The 17,319-nt window shown below is 57.7% G+C and carries 18 protein-coding genes, 1 tRNA gene and 1 pseudogene; 5 read left to right on the top strand and 15 right to left on the bottom strand.

What is annotated here, in order from left to right; genetic code table 11:
• The first annotated feature begins 31 nt into the window (after positions 1 to 31).
• Positions 32 to 436: a methylmalonyl-CoA epimerase gene (gene mce, locus VDP61_RS14475; RefSeq protein WP_323007583.1), complete on the top strand. Its 405-nt coding sequence runs from the start codon at positions 32 to 34 to the stop codon at positions 434 to 436.
• Positions 433 to 717: a DUF1467 family protein gene (locus tag VDP61_RS14470; RefSeq protein WP_323007582.1), complete on the top strand. Its 285-nt coding sequence runs from the start codon at positions 433 to 435 to the stop codon at positions 715 to 717. The genes mce and VDP61_RS14470 overlap by 4 nt, the downstream gene beginning before the upstream one ends.
• Here VDP61_RS14470 and VDP61_RS14465 read toward each other — a convergent pair.
• The 11 genes and pseudogenes from VDP61_RS14465 to VDP61_RS14415 form a co-directional block, all read right to left on the bottom strand.
• Positions 714 to 1,421 carry an EI24 domain-containing protein gene (locus VDP61_RS14465; RefSeq protein WP_323007581.1) on the bottom strand — a complete coding sequence of 236 codons (708 nt, stop codon included), beginning with the start codon at positions 1,419 to 1,421 and terminating at the stop codon, positions 714 to 716. The genes VDP61_RS14470 and VDP61_RS14465 overlap by 4 nt on opposite strands.
• Positions 1,418 to 1,996: a nitroreductase family protein gene (locus VDP61_RS14460; RefSeq protein ID WP_323007580.1), complete on the bottom strand. Its 579-nt coding sequence runs from the start codon at positions 1,994 to 1,996 to the stop codon at positions 1,418 to 1,420. Before VDP61_RS14460 ends, VDP61_RS14465 begins: the two co-directional genes overlap by 4 nt.
• A 79-nt stretch (positions 1,997 to 2,075) precedes the next feature.
• Positions 2,076 to 2,942, bottom strand: coding sequence for a carbon-nitrogen hydrolase family protein (locus VDP61_RS14455; protein WP_323007579.1), 867 nt, complete (start codon positions 2,940 to 2,942; stop codon positions 2,076 to 2,078).
• Positions 2,943 to 2,956: 14 nt separating this feature from the next.
• Positions 2,957 to 3,541 carry a GNAT family N-acetyltransferase gene (locus VDP61_RS14450; RefSeq protein WP_323007578.1) on the bottom strand — a complete coding sequence of 195 codons (585 nt, stop codon included), beginning with the start codon at positions 3,539 to 3,541 and terminating at the stop codon, positions 2,957 to 2,959.
• Positions 3,538 to 3,933 carry a ketosteroid isomerase-related protein gene (locus tag VDP61_RS14445; RefSeq protein ID WP_323007577.1) on the bottom strand — a complete coding sequence of 132 codons (396 nt, stop codon included), beginning with the start codon at positions 3,931 to 3,933 and terminating at the stop codon, positions 3,538 to 3,540. The genes VDP61_RS14450 and VDP61_RS14445 overlap by 4 nt, the downstream gene beginning before the upstream one ends.
• Complete coding sequence (locus tag VDP61_RS14440) at positions 3,930 to 4,403, bottom strand: low molecular weight phosphatase family protein (RefSeq protein ID WP_323007576.1); 474 nt, start codon at positions 4,401 to 4,403, stop codon at positions 3,930 to 3,932. Before VDP61_RS14440 ends, VDP61_RS14445 begins: the two co-directional genes overlap by 4 nt.
• Before the next feature lie 2 nt (positions 4,404 to 4,405).
• Positions 4,406 to 4,882, bottom strand: a complete 477-nt coding sequence (locus VDP61_RS14435) for a UPF0262 family protein (protein ID WP_323007575.1) — start codon at positions 4,880 to 4,882, stop codon at positions 4,406 to 4,408.
• Positions 4,883 to 5,056: 174 nt separating this feature from the next.
• Positions 5,057 to 6,373, bottom strand: coding sequence for a histidinol dehydrogenase (hisD, locus tag VDP61_RS14430; protein ID WP_323007574.1), 1,317 nt, complete (start codon positions 6,371 to 6,373; stop codon positions 5,057 to 5,059).
• Between the two features lie 137 nt (positions 6,374 to 6,510).
• On the bottom strand, positions 6,511 to 6,987 hold the full coding sequence (locus VDP61_RS14425) for a DUF2948 family protein (protein WP_323007573.1): 477 nt from the start codon (positions 6,985 to 6,987) through the stop codon (positions 6,511 to 6,513).
• Positions 6,984 to 8,253, bottom strand: a pseudogene (murA, locus tag VDP61_RS14420) (UDP-N-acetylglucosamine 1-carboxyvinyltransferase). Before murA ends, VDP61_RS14425 begins: the two are co-directional and overlap by 4 nt.
• On the bottom strand, positions 8,254 to 8,433 hold the full coding sequence (locus VDP61_RS14415) for a hypothetical protein (RefSeq protein WP_323007572.1): 180 nt from the start codon (positions 8,431 to 8,433) through the stop codon (positions 8,254 to 8,256).
• Positions 8,434 to 8,677: 244 nt separating this feature from the next.
• Here VDP61_RS14415 and VDP61_RS14410 point away from each other — a divergent pair.
• From VDP61_RS14410 to VDP61_RS14400, 3 genes are all read left to right on the top strand, one after another.
• Positions 8,678 to 8,752: transfer RNA gene (locus tag VDP61_RS14410), tRNA-Thr, on the top strand.
• A gap of 78 nt (positions 8,753 to 8,830) precedes the next feature.
• Entirely contained in the window at positions 8,831 to 9,517 is a 687-nt protein-coding gene (locus VDP61_RS14405; protein ID WP_323007571.1) for a DUF6538 domain-containing protein, read from the top strand.
• Positions 9,426 to 10,544, top strand: coding sequence for an integrase (locus tag VDP61_RS14400; RefSeq protein WP_323007570.1), 1,119 nt, complete (start codon positions 9,426 to 9,428; stop codon positions 10,542 to 10,544). The genes VDP61_RS14405 and VDP61_RS14400 overlap by 92 nt, the downstream gene beginning before the upstream one ends.
• Before the next feature lie 88 nt (positions 10,545 to 10,632).
• Here the strand turns inward: VDP61_RS14400 and VDP61_RS14395 are convergent, their stop codons facing one another.
• From VDP61_RS14395 to VDP61_RS14380, 4 genes are read right to left on the bottom strand one after another with little or no spacing between them, the layout of a single operon-like run.
• Positions 10,633 to 13,524 (bottom strand): type I restriction endonuclease subunit R, encoded by a 2,892-nt coding sequence (locus tag VDP61_RS14395; RefSeq protein ID WP_323007569.1) that lies wholly within the window; start codon positions 13,522 to 13,524, stop codon positions 10,633 to 10,635.
• Between the two features lies 1 nt (position 13,525).
• The gene (locus VDP61_RS14390; protein WP_323007568.1) at positions 13,526 to 14,533 is read right to left on the bottom strand and encodes a virulence RhuM family protein; all 1,008 of its coding nucleotides are present in this window, start codon (positions 14,531 to 14,533) and stop codon (positions 13,526 to 13,528) included.
• Positions 14,534 to 14,542: 9 nt separating this feature from the next.
• Positions 14,543 to 15,694, bottom strand: a complete 1,152-nt coding sequence (locus VDP61_RS14385; protein WP_323007567.1) for a restriction endonuclease subunit S — start codon at positions 15,692 to 15,694, stop codon at positions 14,543 to 14,545.
• Positions 15,691 to 17,244 carry a type I restriction-modification system subunit M gene (locus VDP61_RS14380; protein ID WP_323007566.1) on the bottom strand — a complete coding sequence of 518 codons (1,554 nt, stop codon included), beginning with the start codon at positions 17,242 to 17,244 and terminating at the stop codon, positions 15,691 to 15,693. The genes VDP61_RS14385 and VDP61_RS14380 overlap by 4 nt, the downstream gene beginning before the upstream one ends.
• Positions 17,245 to 17,319: the final 75 nt, after the last annotated feature.

Here is a 17,319-nt window from a genome sequence, read left to right as displayed (position 1 = left end):
GCCATGCAAACCACCAAAACCGGAGCCCATGATGATCGGACGCCTGAACCACGTTGCCATTGCCGTTCCCGACCTGGAGGCGGCCGCCGCGCAATATCGCAACACGCTGGGCGCAAACGTCGGCCCCGCGCAAGATGAGCCGGATCATGGCGTGACGGTGGTGTTCATCACCCTGCCCAATACCAAGATCGAATTGCTGTACCCTTTGGGCGAAAATTCCCCGATCACCGGGTTTTTGGAAAAGAACCCGGCAGGCGGAATTCATCATATCTGCTATGAGGTGGATGATATTCTGGCCGCGCGTGATACCCTGAAGGCGTCAGGCGCGCGGGTGCTGGGCAGCGGAGAGCCAAAGATCGGCGCCCATGGCAAACCGGTGCTGTTTTTGCACCCCAAGGATTTCAACGGCTGTCTGGTGGAACTGGAGCAAGTATGAGCATTACCGCCGCCTTTGTGCTGTTCGCGATCTGCTGGTTCATGACGTTTTTTGTCGTGCTGCCGCTGAAACCCAAATCACAGGCCGATGACGGCGTGGTCGTGCCCGGAACACCCGTTGGCGCGCCGGCGGGCTTTGTGGTAAAGCGCAAGGCCTGGATCACCACAATCATCGCCGCGATCATCTGGGCGCTGCTAAGTGCGATCATTTTGTCGGGCACGATCACCGTGCGCGATTTCGATTTCATGGGGCGTTTGCCACCCCGCTCTACCGATCTTTAACGCGGGTTGCGTTGTTCCAACGCGTGAAGGCGATGGAACAGATGGGTAAAGGTGGCCGCCCCCAGCACCGGGATCAGCAGGTTGACGAGGGGGATGGACAGCGGCGCGGCCATCAGCCCGCCCGCCCACCACACCGTCAGCCAATGGCGTTTGCGCAGGGCCTTGGCCTCTTTGCGCCCCATCCGCCGCGCGGCAACCAGCGTGAAATATTCACGCCCCAGCAGCAGCCCGTTCACCGCCCAGAACACCACCGGAATGAACGGCCCGGCAAAGGCATACAGGATCAGCGCCAGCACGTTGACCGTGACCAGCAGCGCAAAGAAATTCAGCGTATCAATTGCAGCATCGCCAAAGCTTTGGCCTTGCGCGGGCGGCAGGCCGGGATAATGCCGGTCCTCAACCGCTTGGGCGACATCATCCAGAAACAACGAGGTAAAGGCCGAGGCGACGGGCATCATCAAAAACACCGATAACCCGACCATCAACAGCGCCGAGCCAACGCTTAACAGCGTATCAAGCCCGCCGACCGGGCCGACCAGCGGAATGTTCACGCTATCAGGAATAAAGACCTGAATGACCCAAAGAAACCCCGCATAAACACCAACCAAAAGTGCCAGCGTCAGGCCAACACCAAGAAGCATGACGCGGCGAAAGCGCGGGTCCGAAAGTTGGCCTAGCGCCTTGGCAAAATCGGAAAAGATCATTCCTGCACCCAGGTCACCAAAGCGGCCAGATCGGGGCGCGGCCGTTCAGGAGGGGTCTGGGCACGCGTGCCGATATGGATGATCCCCGCGACGCTCTCGGACGGTGCAAGGCCAAGGCCGGCGGTGATGAAGTCGCGGTCATGCGCGGGCCAGCCTGTCAGCCAGTTCGCCCCCCAACCTGCTGCAAGGGCCGCATTCAGCAGCGACAGGCACACCGCCCCGGCAGAATATATCTGCTCGATCTGCGGAATTTTTTCTACGGATTTCGGGCTGGAAATCACGACAACAGCAAGGTTTCCAGTCTCAAACTGGCCCGCCCCTTTCGCGGTTCTTTCGGCGTCATACCCCAATTCAACGGCACGGGCCCGGACCAAAGATGCAAGCCGCCCCATCGCGCCGCGTTCCAGCACCAAAAACCGCCAGGGTTCCAGCTTGCCATGGTCGGGCGTCCGGGCCGCAGCGGTCAGCAAGGGCAGCAACGCGTCACGGTCGGGCACCGGCAGCCCCAGCATCTTGGCGGGCACCGAGCGGCGCGTTTGCAGGAATTCGGTTGCCGTCACTTCATGGTTCGCCATTGGCTGCTCCTCTATCTATACCCCATGATGTCGGGGATTGGCGCGCCTTGGTCAAGGGGAGCGACAAAAATCGACTGGATCAAGCCTTGGCGGTGATACGGGCCATTTGCTCGGGCCAATGCAAATGGTTCAACACCCCGCCATCGCGCCGCACCCGATGCACATCGGCCAAAGACACCTCGGCCACGGCCCAACCAGGCGCGTTCAGCGGGGTTTCGGCAAAGATGCCATTGGCCGGAAAGCCGTGATCGGGCGGGCCATAGATAGCGGCCGCCCCGATATTTTCATCCACCGCCGGGCAAAAATCACATTGCCCCACGGTCGGTGCATGCACCACAATACACTGATTTTCCAGCGCCCGCGCCATCGACCCCACGCGCACCCGCGTAAAGCCCGCGAAACTGTCGGTACAAGACGGGGCCAGCAGAATTTCCGCCCCCGCCTCGACCATCGCGCGGGCAAGCAGCGGAAATTCGCTGTCATAGCAGATCACGACGCCGATTTTGCCAATGGGCGTATCAAACACCGGCAGGCCCGTCCCCGCCACCACATCCCAGGTTTCACGTTCGAACCGGGTCATGATTTGCTTGTCCTGATGGCCGATAATGCCGTCGGGGCCGTAAAACACGGCGCGATTTACCGGGCGCTCACCAATGAAAAACGGGGCCGACGCGCCCAGAATATAAACGCCATGCTGTGCCGCCAAGGCGCAATGCAATGCGTCGACGGCGGGGCCGTGACGGGCCACCTCATGCAAGGCGGCCTCAATATCGGCGGCAACGGCGCGGCCGCCAAGGCTGGCCAGTTCCATCGCGCCGTATTCGGGGAATACCAGCAAACTGGCGCCCTGCCCTGCCGCATCCGCGACCCAGGCGGTCATCTTGGCGCGATATTCGGCAAAGTCATTGAAATAGGTCAACGGATAGGCAGCGGCGGCAATTTTCATCAAAAACTCCTTGGTCAAAGCGCGCGCATCCAGAATTGGAGCGGTTTCTTGCTGGGCGCAGTTTGGCCCAGATCGGTCCATTCAAAGGCGGCGATGACACCGGGCAAAGGCGCATAGCCACGCCCGCGCCAAAACGCATCGTTGGAACGTGCGAAGGCGGGGCGCAAAGGGTGGTCATCGGGGCGGATCACCGAACAAAAGGCCACATGGCTGCGGCCCAGATTGCGGGCATGCCCCTCTCGCAGATCAAAAAAGCGGTGGCCGATGCCCAGGCCGCGATAGGCAGGCAGCAACACAGATTCGGCGCAGTAGAAAATCTGATCCAGCGCAAGACCGACCCCGGCAAAGGCCAGACCGAATTCGGCGGCGTGGTCTTCCATCGGGGTGCCGGTGGCCGCCCCCACCAGTGTTTCGCCATCAAAGGCGCCAACCAAAACCGCAGCCGGGCTGTTGCGGTAGCTTTCCAGATAGCTGCGCTCATATTCCACTGTGCCGTCATACAAATACGGCCAATCGCGAAACACCACGATGCGCAGGGCGGCGACATCATCCAATGCGGCGTCCAGCGCCCCCCCCGTCAAGACGCGCAGATCAATCATGAAACTTGGGCGACCCAATCGACCAGATTGTAAAACGTGGTCACGCGCGCGATCTTGCCGCCGCGCATGTCAAAAAACGCCCCGGCGGGCAGCGTATAGGTTTGCCCCTTGGCCTCTGGCAGGCCCGGATCAGTTTGCAGATAGGTGCCATGCACCACAAATTCCGCGGCCCCCCGGCTGCCATCTTCAGTGGCAAACACCACGATATCGCGCAACTCCTCACGATAGCTGACGCCCATATGGCTGCAAAATTCCGCAAAACGCTCAATGCCCCGACGGGTGGCGCCTTCATTGACGCGGTGTTCGATATCATCGGTCACACAGGCCAGCATGCCAGCGGCATCGCCCGCGTTGAAGGCGGCGTAATAGCGTGAAATCAGGTCTTTGCTCATGTCTTATCCTCTTGCGGCGGCGCATCAGGCGGGCCGAACCGTTCCAACATTCTAGCGCGAATCTGGTCGCGCGCCTGCCGATAAGCGGCAAGCTTTACGTCTCGGGCGTCGCCCAGACCTGTGGGGTCAAGAATCGGCCAATACTCGATCTCAAGGTGGTGAAACCGCGTGAGCTCCAATGCCATGCGCTGACTGGCGGGCGACAGCGCGATGATCAGGTCAAATTGTGACAGATCATCCCCCCATTGCTGCATTTCCTCAAACGAGCGGCTGCGATGGCGTGACAGCTCTATCCCCAACTCGCGGCACACGGCGATAGAAAACCCGTCCACCTCCAGATCATTGCGAACACCGGCCGATTGCACATAGGCCCTTTGCCCGTACAGTTTTTTCATCAACCCCTCGGCCATGGGCGAGCGTACAGCGTTGTGATCGCAGCAAAACAGCACCGATTGGGGAAAACCCGCCACGCTCAGCCCCAGTGCAGGACGCAGATCAGGGTGAACAGGCGGCGGGCGGTATCCATATCAACCTCGGCTTTGCCGTTCAGACGCTCTTGCAATACCCGCGCGCCTTCGTTGTGAATACCACGCCGGGCCATATCAATCGCTTCAATCTGGCTGGGGGGCAGGCGTTTGACCGCCTCAAAATAGCTTTCACAGATCTGGAAATAATCTTTCACCACCTGCCGGAACGGGCCGAGAGACAGATGGAATTCCCCCACCTTTTCCGCAGCCTCGGTCGCAATATCAAACACCAGCCGCCCCTCGCGGATCGAAAGGCCAAGCCGATACGGCCCCTCTGGCACCGCCTTGCCCTCACGCAGGGGCAGCGCAAAACTGTTTTCTTCCAGCAGATCAAAGACCGCAACCTTGCGTTCCTGCTCGATCTCGGGCGTGGGCAGGGCAAGGCCGGTTTCATCAATTTCAATATGGCAAATGCGGGTCATCAGGCTGTTTCCATCACAAGTACTGCGGATTGATGGCCTTTTGCGCCCTGTGGTGCAAGGGGTTTCAGGCGCTTGGCCGCCATGGTCCATCGCGTTTCGCCTTTGGCCGGAAACCAGGTCTGTCACATAACGCGTTGAACTCTTTTGTTTCAGGCAGCGATATGCGGGCCAGGGTCAGGGCGAAACGCTTTGGTCATTCAACCGATCCAGCCGCGCCTGAACCGATAGCCCATGCGCCTGCAAGCTTTCCGAACCGGCCAACCGCACTGCTGCAGGCCCGATTGCGCGCAAGGCAGCGGGTGTCATCTGCGCCAAGGTCGTGCGCTTCATGAAATCAAGCACCGAAAGCCCGCTGGAAAACCGGGCAGAGCGCGCGGTGGGCAGCACATGGTTCGGCCCGCCGATATAATCGCCAATCGCCTCGGGTGTGTATTGGCCAAGAAAAATCGCGCCTGCATGGGTGATTTGTTGGCTCAGGCTATCGGGATCAGCGACACATAGTTCCAGATGCTCGGGCGCGACGCGGTTGGATAGCAGCGCCGCCTCGGCCAGATCGCGCGTCACGATCACCGCCCCATTGTCGCGCCAGCTTGGCCCCGCAATCGCGCGCCGCTCCAGCGTTTCAAGGCGCTTTTCAACCGCAGCCGCAACCGCCGCGCCAAAGCCTGCGTCATCTGTCACCAAAATGCTCTGCGCGCTGGCGTCATGTTCGGCTTGGCTCAGCAGGTCAAGCGCGATCCAGTCGGGGTCATTGTCGCGGTCGGCAATCACCAGAATTTCCGATGGGCCCGCGATCATGTCAATTCCCACGCGGCCAAAGACCCGGCGCTTGGCAGCGGCAACATAGGCATTTCCCGGCCCGGTGATCTTATCCACCGGCGCAATGGTTTCAGTGCCATAGGCCAGCGCCGCAATCGCCTGCGCGCCACCAATGCGGTAGATTTCCGTCACACCCGAAATGCGCGCCGCCAGCAAAACCAGCGGGTTCACGATGCCATCCGGCGTCGGGCAGCAAATCACCAACCGCCCGACCCCGGCCACCTGCGCCGGAATCGCATTCATCAAAACCGAGGACGGATAGCTTGCCAGCCCCCCCGGCACATACAGCCCCGCCGCCGACACGGGCGTCCAGCGCCAGCCAAGCCGCGCGCCGGTTGGCTCTTCCCACATCGCGTCTTCGGGGCGTTGCCGGGCATGGTAGGCGCGAATACGCTCTGCCGCCAGTTCAAGCGCCGCGCGGTCCTTTGGCGAAACCTTGGTGCATTCCGCCTCTATTTCTGCTGGGCTGAACCGCATCGTCGCGGGCGTCAGTGCCAGACGGTCATAGCGCTGCGTCAGATCCAGCACCGCCAGATCCCCACGGCTGCGCACATCGGCAATGATCGCGGCAACCGCCTCATCCACGTCAACGCTGTCTTCGCGCTTGGCCCCCAACAGGGCGACAAACCGCGCCTCGAAATCAACGTCAGAGGTGGACAGAAAAACCGGCATCGCGGGCCCCTTTTTATCGCTTGTGCCCCCTTTAGCCCGCCTGCGCCCCTATCTCAAGCGCGCCCTGATTTCAGCTTGGCAAAAATACCGCGGGGAAATGCGCCGCAAGGGGTGTGGCGCGCCCCCAGCCGCCCCCCTCATGCCCCGTGATCGGGCATCTTGCGCGACGGTGCCACATAGGGCCGGGTTACATCACGGGCAGTGGCGTTCAGGGCTTCTACCTCCAGTTCCACCGCGCCATCGCCAGCCAGCGTCAGAATCACACGGCCAGTGCCATCTTCACCCGCCACGAAGCCGATGGACAGCAGCGACAAGATCATATCCCCCTCTTGCTGGAGAATACCCTGCGAGCGTACCGCGGTAACATCGCGAAACACCAGCAAACAGCGCACCCGCTCATAGGCGCGGCCCGCGCGTTCCGCCGCGGCCCGATCTTCCCAGCGGAAACGATTCAGCAACAGGCCAAATTCGCGCCGTTTGGCGACATAGCGCATGTCAGACACTGGCAGCACCGCATCTTGCAACAACGCCGACATCACCGCCAGATCATCAGCATCCGCCGCGATCAACGCCAGCGGGGCCTCGGCCCCATCTTCAAACCGCGCGTCCGTCATGTCACGATCCGTTCAATATGCGCGCCGCAGGCACCCAGTTTTTCCTCAACCCGCTCATAGCCACGATCAAGGTGGTAGACCCGGCTGACAACGGTTTCCCCTTCTGCCGCCAACGCAGCCAGAATCAAGCTGACGCTGGCCCGCAAATCGGTCGCCATCACCCGCGCGCCCTTCAGCTTGTCCACCCCGGTCACCGTGGCCTGACCGCCATGCACATCAATCCTGGCCCCCATGCGAATCAATTCGGGGGCATGCATGAAGCGGTTTTCAAAGATTTCTCTCTTCCAGCACGCTGGTTCCATTGGCCGTACACAGCAGCGCCATCATCTGCGCCTGCAAATCGGTCGGAAAGCCGGGAAACGGCTCTGTCGTCACATCCACCGCATTCACCCGGCCATTCTTGCGCTTGACCTTCAAGCCGCGTTCGGTTTCCTCGACCGAGACCCCCGCCGCATCCAGCTTTTCACAAAACGCCCCCACAAGGTCGATGCGCCCACCAAGACATTCCACCTCGCCGCCGCAAATCGCAGGGGCCAGCATATAGGTGCCCAGCTCAATCCGGTCGGTCACCACCGGATGCGTTGCCCCCCCCAGACGATCCACCCCCTGAATGGTGATGATGCTGGTGCCCTCCCCTTCAATCTGCGCGCCCATCCGGCGCAGACATTGCGCAAGATCCACGATTTCAGGCTCGCGTGCGGCGTTTTTGATAACCGTTGTGCCCTTGGCAAGGCTGGCAGCAAGCAAAGCGTTTTCCGTGGCCCCCACCGAAACCATTGGAAAGTCGATCATACCACCGCGCAACCGCCCGCCTTTGGCCTTGGCGTGGACATAGCCCTCACGCAATTCCAGTTCCGCACCCAAAGCCTCCAATGCCTGCAAATGCAAATCCACCGGGCGCGCGCCGATCGCACAGCCACCCGGCAGCGACACAACCGCATGGCCATAGCGCGCCAGCATCGGCCCCAGCACCAGAATCGAGGCCCGCATCTTGCGCACGATATCATAATCGGCGGTATGATTGGTGATGTCATGGCTGCTCATCGCCAGAACCTGCCCCCCCTGAAGGCTGGCCACCTCGGCCCCGAGTGACCCCAGCAGTTCGGTCATCGTGCGAATGTCTGACAGGCGCGGCGCATTGGTCAGCGTCAGCGGCTCTTCCGTCAAAAGTGTCGCAGGCATTAGCGTCAGACAGGCGTTCTTTGCGCCCGCAATCGGGATAACCCCGTTCAGTTCCCCACCGCCGCGTACCAGAATCGAATCCATTTACTGCCCCTGACTTTTGTCATTGTGTTGACCCAACCGGGCCTTTGCCTGTGCCTTGCGCCGCGCCATATTCGCCTTGAGCGCTGCTTTTTGGCGTTCTTCCCTCAACTCGGCACCTGTTTTCTGGCGCTTGGCACCAGTGGTTCTTGCGGGCGGAGGGCTTGTTTTATCGCTATTCATGTCCCTTCTCTACATCGCCAAGCAAAAAGGGTCCAGATTGCCCTTGCACCACCTGAATTTTCCGACTAATCAGCCGCCACGTCGACCGGAACCCCCGGATACGCGCAAGATGCAGTGGCAAAGGCCATGGCAAAGCAATCCCCTCGCAACAGGTGATTGCCAAAGCCAAAGTCGAAAACCCACAGGCCCTTAAAGCCTGCTTGCATCGCCGCAAAACACGGGGTAGCAGTTCGGAAAACAAGATGCTGTGGTAGCTCAGTGGTAGAGCACACCCTTGGTAAGGGTGAGGTCGAGAGTTCAATCCTCTCTCACAGCACCATCCTAACCCATTGATGTCAAAGAAAGTGCTTGATTACTTGAGCATAGTGCCGTTTCTGGTGCCAGAGCAGGTGCCAGAATGGGATTGGATATGGCTGGAAAACGGCGCCATTGGAAAGAGAAGAACGGACGGTTCTGGGCACGGATCGCTGTTCCCAAACACCTTCAATCCATCTTTGGAAAATCAGAACTGATAGAGCCTTTGGGCGGTGATCTTCGTGTTGCAGACCGCAATCACGCTGCTGCTGTCGCACGCCTTCAAGCGCAAATCGCAAATGCTGATCATCTTGTAGCACCGGAAGTGATACATGAAGAAGCAATAGCTTGCTCAGGGGATTTGACGGCTGAAGATTTTCAGGACTTGGCATGGAAACATTACACCTCCACACTCGAACAAGACGATCACAAACGCGCAACCATGCCCACTCCTCAAGAGTTAGACGACGAGCGCGAAAAACTAATGCAGCGAATTGATATGGGGGATGCTGACATCTGGCGTAATCCAATCGGCTTGTTCAATGTCTACACGGATTTTGAACTCAAAGCTGGTGCACGGCACTTCGACACAAACCTCCGGACTAGACGCTTGTCTGCGCTTGAAGCCTCGCTCGCATCAGGTGACACACGTTTCGTCGATGTCGAGGTCCAGCAATACGTTGATCATAGGAGATTTAATGGTGAAGGGATCGCATGTATGGCGCGACCTGGCCACGCAGATAACTCGCGCTCAGATAGATGCGCTGAAACAAACTCTGCGTCGAGATAAGGGCAACTATGCCATGCAAGCATTGGACCCGCTTCTTAAACCGCCTACCAGCTCTGACCGCGGTTTACCGGCAGTACCCCTCAAACTGCTATTCCAAAGTTATATAGTAAAATCTCAAGCTCTGGGAACACACCGAGATGGAGGCGCAAGTTGGAAATATCCCCTTGATTCTCTTATAAAATTCCTAGGCCATAGTGATGCTCGTAAGATAACAGGTCAAAATCTCCTAGACTGGCGCGATTCTTTGCTGGCATCCGGTAAATCTGCGAAGACTGTATCGGACAAATACCTTGCGGCCATCCGCGCTGTTCTGACTTGGGCATTCAAAGAAAAGCGACTACCAAGCAATGAAGCCGACACGGTTCACCAAAAAGTGGGCAAGAAAATTCATTCTCGCGAAAGGGGCTACACAAAACCGGAGGCTGTCGAGATTTTGAAGGTCACAACTAACTATCAGCCGGCAAAAGCAACAAACCCATCAAACCGTAAAAGCGAACACATAACACGCGCCAAGCGTTGGGTTCCTTTGCTTTGCGCATTCACGGGCGCGCGGGTCACTGAGATGACCCAGCTTAGAAAGGAAGACATTAGGCAAGAAGATGATCGCTGGATACTGCGGGTCACACCAGATGCTGGTTCGGTCAAGACCGGTCATTATCGAGACGTGCCTTTGCATAGCCAGATCCTAGACCTAGGGTTCATTGAGTTCTTACGAACTGTGCAGGCGGGACCGCTTTTCCACAGAGCACAACGCCCAGAGGCGTTTATGGCCGGCGCTCGCGCGACGAGCGGAAGACTTTCTGAGTGGCTACAATCGCGAAACCTGGTGCCTGAGGGGGTTCAACCTTCTTACGGCTGGCGTCACCGCTTCAAGACCCAAGGGCGCGAGCTGGGAATGTCGGACCGAGTTCTTGACGCTATTCAAGGTCATGCAAGTAGAACTTCAGGCGACGACTATGGTGACATCACGATATTAGCGAGATCAAGGATGATTGATGCATTGCCGTCTTATGATCTGGGGAGGTGACCCAAGCCGATCAGAATTATTATCATTGGTGTCTGGCAAAGATTAAGGCACTGCAATTTATGCTGCGGATTATGACTTGCTGCGAGGTTCAGTCCTCGCTCAACTCCCCAGTGCCTTCATCAAAGGTCGACAGCAGGTGCTGCATGCCGCTGATGATGCGTTCGACTGTAGTCCTACGTTTCAAAATGCTGGGTTTTTCGGTCATGGTCGCGACGACCTCATCACCAAGTGGTGCCTTGCCAGTATAGATCATCCGACCGAACAGGATGCCAAACGCGCTGGGGTCAAGATGTTCATCGGAGCAGAAGCGCGTGAAGGCAGCATCGCGCTCTGCGGACCAATACGCTGAGAAGGCTGCACTCACGTCATCATCTGGTCCAAGCATCGGCAGGTTCTGGTCGACAAAGCGTGAGATCAGGTCACGCTTGTCACGCAGCTGAGTTTCGGACGTCAACAGATCGAAGATCCGCTTGCGCTGCGCCGTGGCCTTACCTTTGGAAATCGTGCCTTCGTGGATCGACGCATTGAGCGAGGCCAAGAGCGCCACGATATACGCCACGTTGATGTCGTCGCGACGGATCAGTTCCAGCTCAAAGTCCAGATCGTCCAGAGGTGACGGTTCCTCGTCGTCTTTCGGCTCCTTGGTCTTTTGCGCAATATCGAGATACTTGGATTTGAACTCTTCGAAGGCTTGCGCCTCGATCGCCAAGTCATCCGGTTTGAATTCCGAATAGCTGGCGAGCACGTTGCGGATGCGCATCAGTTCGCGGAAGCGCTTGACGAACTCGGCTTCGGCTTCCTCATGCGGTAAGTCATCTACAGCGTCAGGCGTAGGGGTCAACTCCAGCAAAGCCTGCACCGCGGCGCTGAACTTTTCAAGCTGCTCTTCGTAGGTGCCGACAAGAATGGTCTCTCTCGCGTTCTTATCCGCAAACAGCGCAATCGCCTCGTCGGTACGCTCCTTGAGGTCACGAAAGCAAACGATATTGCCCTGGCTCTTTTCCTGCCCAAGCGTGCGGTTGGTGCGCGAGAACGCTTGGATCAGGCCGTGGAACTTCAGGTTCTTGTCGACGTAGAGCGTGTTCAGCGTCTTGGCGTCAAAGCCAGTCAGGAACATATTGACGACAAGCAGGATGTCCACGCCCGTGTCAGATGTGAACGTCTTCTTGTCGCGCGACTTCACCCGTTTCGCCAAGGCGCGATAGTAAGTGTAAAACCCGCCGCCATCCATCGCGCTCTCGTTGGTGCCATAGCGGGCGTTGTAGTCAGCCACATATTCAGCAAGCTTGTCGCGACGCGGCAATTGTGCTGGTGACGGGGCGCCAACCGGAAAATCGGTCTCGGGGATCAGATCGTCAGCTTCGGGGTCAGCTTCATTGGCGGCATAGGTGAATATCGTTGCGATCTTCAGATCATGCGCACCGGATTTTCGCTTCGCCTCAAAGCAATCGTAATAGCGCATCAAGCCATCGACCGAGCCCACGCACATCATTGCACCGAACTGGCGTTGTCTGGTCTTTCTGTCGTGGTTTTCGATAACCCAATCGACGATCTTCTCGATGCGTCGTGGGTCTTCCATCACGTCACGCGACGCCAACAGCTTTTCGCGCGCCGCCCGAGCCTCAGCGTCTTCGCCAGCGATCGTCGGCGTGGTGGTCATGTATTCAACCGAGAAACGTAGAACATTTTCGTCGCGTATGGCGTCGGTGATGACATAGGTGTGCAGCCGTTTGCCAAACAGGTCCGCTGTGGTGCGCCGCCCCACCGCATTGTCAGCAAAGATTGGTGTCCCGGTAAAACCGAACATCTGCACGCGCGGAAAAAACTCACGGATCTTGCGATGTGCCTCACCGAACTGGCTGCGGTGGCATTCATCGAAAATCATCACGATGCGACCATCCTTGACAGACTGCAAAGCTGGATTGAATCTCTCGCTGGAGATTGCTGTGTTCAGCTTTTGGATGGTGGTGATGATCAGCTTACGGCCAGGCTCCGTGAACTGGCGCACCAGCGCGCGGGTGTCGTCGGTGCCGTCCACGGAGCCGGGTGAGAAGAAGTTGAACTCCTGGGTCGTCTGATAATCAAGATCAGCGCGGTCGACAACGAACAGAACCTTCTCGACCTTGGGGTTCTCACACAGGTTCTGCGCGGCTTTGAAGCTGGTCAGCGTCTTGCCAGACCCTGTCGTGTGCCAGATATAGCCATGCTCGTGGCCCTGCTGCACCTGCGTGGTGATCGCTTCGACCGCGTAATACTGATACGGACGCAGCACCATCAGGATTTGATCGCTTTCGTGCATCACCACGTATTTGGCGATCATCTTTGACAGGTGGCATTTCTCCAGAAAGAAATCTGCGAAGGGCTCCAACCGGTTGATCGCCTTGTTGCCAATGTCGGACCACGTGAAGGTCTGCTTGAAGCTTTGGTTGCGATTATTGGCGTAGTAGCGCGTATTGACACCGTTGGAGATCACGAAGATCTGCACGAATTGGAATAACCCACCGGCAGCCGTGAAACTGTCGCGCTGATAGCGGTTGATCTGGTCAAACGCCGCCTTCAGCTCGACCCCACGCCGCTTCAGCTCAATCTGACACAGCGGCAAGCCGTTCACGAGCAGGGTCACGTCATAGCGGTTCTTACGGCGCCCTTGCAGGCCGATCTGCGTCGCCACCTGATAGCGGTTGCGGCACCAGTGCTCTGCGTTCAGGAACTGCACGTAGTGGCTGCTACCATCGTCGCGTGTCATCTGGAACCGGTCACGCAGGGTGTGCGCCTTGGCGAACACATTGCCCTTTTCAAGATGGTTGCGGATTTTGACAAACTCCGCGGGTGAATAGCTGGTTGCGTTATGCGCGCCCAACTCCGTCCGCAGGTTCGCCCAAAGCGCTGCTTCATCTGCCAGCTGCACCGGCACCCAGCCCTTGGCGGTCAGTCGCTGGATCAGACTGGTCTCTAACTGCGCTTCGGACTGGATGGTCATATCACGGCTTCCCCTTCGGCGCTTGCTTCGCCAACTCTTCAATCACCTTGAAATCTTCAGCGTCCGCCTCAACCGCCTCAACCGCGCGCCTTGAACGCTCAAACACCGCATAGGCATCCTCGGCCAGCTTTTGCGCCACGTCCATCCGTAGCTTGCCTGCATGGGTCAGCACGTCGCGGTCGTTGAAGCTAAGGAACGCATCCAGCTTTTCCGCCCAAACCGCCATCGTCACAGCACTGCGCCGCGTGGCCTGATCCTCGGCATAATCCAGATACATTGTCACGATGCGGTTCAGCTCCTCCACCTCAGCGGCGGCGAGGTAGTTCTTGGCGGTGCCAACATCGCCCTTGCGTACCACACCACCCTTCCATGAAGTCAGACCCATGTTCGGCACACCCGCATCAGCACGCGCAGCGATAATCTCTGCCGCCGTTTGGCCGGTCACCGCCCACAGCATCTTGTTCTGGACCTTTTGGAAAAACAACTGCGCCGCCTCTGACCCCTTGTCGTAATCGACGGCGGTGGTGAACAGGTCGCGCACCTTTTGATAGAACCGCTTTTCTGAGGCGCGGATGTCGCGGATGCGCGCAAGCCATTCGTCGAAGTAATCCCACTGGTCTGCCGCCTTCAGCTTGGCGTCATCCATCGCAAAGCCTTTGACAAGATAGTCTTGCAAGATCGTGTTGGCCCAGCGGCGGAACTGCGTGCCACGTGCAGAACGAACGCGAAACCCCACCGCCAGCAAGATCGGCAATGAATAGTGCTTCAGGCTGCGTGAGACTTGCCGCGCACCTTCAGTTCGAACTTGTAAGAGTTCCTTACAAGTTGCCGCCTCCACCTCCTCACCCTCGGCATAGATCAACCGCAGGTGCTGGGTGATGGCTTGTGGTGTCGTGTCGAACAGCTGCGCCATCTCGGCTTGGGTCAGCCAGACGGTGCCGTCAATCGCACGCAGGCTGATCTGCGCACGTCCGTCGTCGGTTTGATAGAGGATGACTTCACCGCTCATAGCGCACCCTTACACAAACATCTGCTGCAACAAGCCCTGCTTGAAACGCTCGGTCTTGGTGATCTGCGCGCGAGTGGCGGTGATTTTGGCATCCAGCGCGGTGAGCGCGTCAGCGATTTTGCGTTGTTCGTCGGGGTGAGATGGAACGCAAACTTTAACACTCGAAATGCCGTTTGAATTAAGACTAGGAACACCCGTAGCTTCGTTTAATTCGAGCCAGTTCACACGCTCCACCACAGCAAAAACAAGTCGAGGTATGAACGCGGCGTTGATCTCGGTATAGAACAAGGTATCAACCGTCCAGAATGCCCCATCAACTAGCATTGGTTTATTGATCGTGCCTTTGCGACCAATAAGAATTGACGGACCATGGTATAGTGCCTGATCCACTTTGCGCATAATTCCACCCGTACCATAGACAGGTATGTCGCCGTCACTCAAAGCTTTGTGGTCTTTGCCGTAGCGAACTGTCAGAATATCCCCTAACCGCTTCTGCTGCCAATCCGGAAACGCCGAGCCGTCGTCTCGCGTAAAGCGCAGCTTTTGCGAGAAGAGGCGTTGCATCAGCCCCGCCTTGAACCGCTCTAACCCCGCCTGCTTGCGCCGCAACGCTGCGAGTTTGCTATCCACCGCACCAAGGAAGGCGGCGATCTTTTGTTGTTCTGGAAGTGTGGGCAAATCCATTTGCAAAATAGCCATTTCGCTGGCCAAAATATGCTCGATCGTGTTGCCCGTTTTGATTTTGTTAATTTGCCTCAACCCGCTTGGCGAATAGAAGTATGACTTGCAAAATTCGCTGGAAACCCCGGTTCTCGGTGTTAAAATTATCAGTGCATGACAGTTCGCACCTTCGAAACCTTCTCCGACGACTGCGCATTCACCGACATGGCCAGATTGGACCATAAGCAAATCGCCTGCTTTCAGTGCAGATTTTCTCTTACTTTTGTGAAACTGTTCAGAAATATGAATAAGACCCCTAGAGTCAATTTCACCTTCCTTGATGTTTTTCCCCTGAAGATACTTAACTCCACGCTCAACATAGTATGGTGTTGCCGTCCCCACAAAACCATTTCGAATGTGATCAAACTTTTCTGCCAGCTTGGTAGCTTTCCACGCCCCATCAAACCCCGCAAACCGTAGCTTCGGCACTGTCGCACTCATACCGGCGACTCCAACCCCAACTCGGCACAAAAGGCGCGAATTTGCGCGTTGATCGGCGCCATATCTGCCTCGATCTGCGCCAACTCACGCGTGACCTCTGCCAAGTCAATCGCAGCCTCTGCCGTGAATGTGTCGACGTAGCGGGGGATGTTCAGGTTGTAATCATTGCCTGCAATTTCTGCCAATGGCGCGCGGTGCGAAAAGCGCGCCTCCTCGGTCCGGCCCCGATACGCGGCGGTGATGCGGTCCACGTCCTCATCGCGCAGGCGGTTTTCGTTCTTGCCCTTCTCAAAGCAAGTCGAGGCGTCGATGAACAGCACATCATCTACCTCGCGGCATTTCTTGAACACCATGATGCAGGTTGGAATGCTCGTGCCGTAAAAGATATTCGCAGGCAGGCCGATCACCGCATCCAGCCAGTTCTTCTCGCGAATGATGAACTCACGTATCGCCCCTTCGGCGCCACCGCGAAACAGCGCGCCATGCGGTAACACAACCGCCATCGCACCGTTATCATCCAGATGCGCGAGCATATGTGTGACAAAGGCATAATCCGCCTTGGACCCTGGCGCCAAGCGGCCATATTGCGCGAAACGGTCGTCTTGCAAGAACAACGGTCGCGCCGACCATTTCGCCGAGAATGGCGGGTTGGCGACAATGGCTTCGAACAGCATGCCTTCGTGCTGCGGGTGTTCCAGCGTGTCCTCTTGGCGCAGATCGAAATTGCGGTAATGGACGCCGTGCAGGATCATGTTCATGCGCGCAAGGTTGTAGGTGGTGCGGTTCATCTCCTGACCGAAGAAGTCGGACACATCGCTGACTTCGCGCGCAACCCGCAATAGCAGCGATCCCGACCCGCAGGTTGGATCATAGACCGATTTCAGCCGTGTCTTGCCGGTGGTGACAATGCGCGCAAGGATGGTGGACACCTGTTGCGGCGTATAAAACTCCCCCGCCTTCTTGCCAGCGCCACTGGCAAACTGACCGATCAGGTATTCATAGGCATCACCCAGCACGTCCGCGTCAGCATCATCCAGCCGGAAGTCGATGGCATCCAGATGCGTCAGCACCTTCGCAATCAGCGCGTTCTTGGCGTCCTCGGACCGACCGAGCTTGGTCGAAGTCAGGTCGAGGTCTTCGAACAGGTGATCGAAATCGTCCTCAGACTCCGTGCCCATGGTGGAGCGTTCGATATTCGACAGGATGGTCGCCAGATCACCAAGAATGAAGGCGCCGTCCTCACCTCGCTTGGCAACGGCGCTGAACAGCTCGGACGGGTTCAAGAAGTAACCCAAGGCTTCAACGGACGCGTCTTTGACCGCATCAAGGATCGCGCGACCTTCGCTGGACGTTTCATCGACGGCAGTGAATTTCAGGTTTTCGGCGCGCAGAATGTCGGTGGCATAGCTGTGCATGCGTTCGGACAGGTATTTGTAGAAAATGAAGCCGAGGATGTAATCGCGAAACTCATCCGCACCCATCTTGCCACGCAGCGTGTTGGCGATGTCCCACAGCTTTTGCTCAAGCTTCTTCTTCTGCTCATCGGTCATGCCAGCGTCTCCGCGCAAATGTTGATATTGCCGGACAACGGCTTGCGCCCCGGATCGTAGCTGGTTTGTCGGCGT

This window comes from Pseudorhodobacter sp. (assembly GCF_034675685.1).
Taxonomy (GTDB): Bacteria; Pseudomonadota; Alphaproteobacteria; order Rhodobacterales; family Rhodobacteraceae; genus Pseudorhodobacter.
This window is presented reverse-complemented; position numbering and strand designations above follow the sequence as displayed.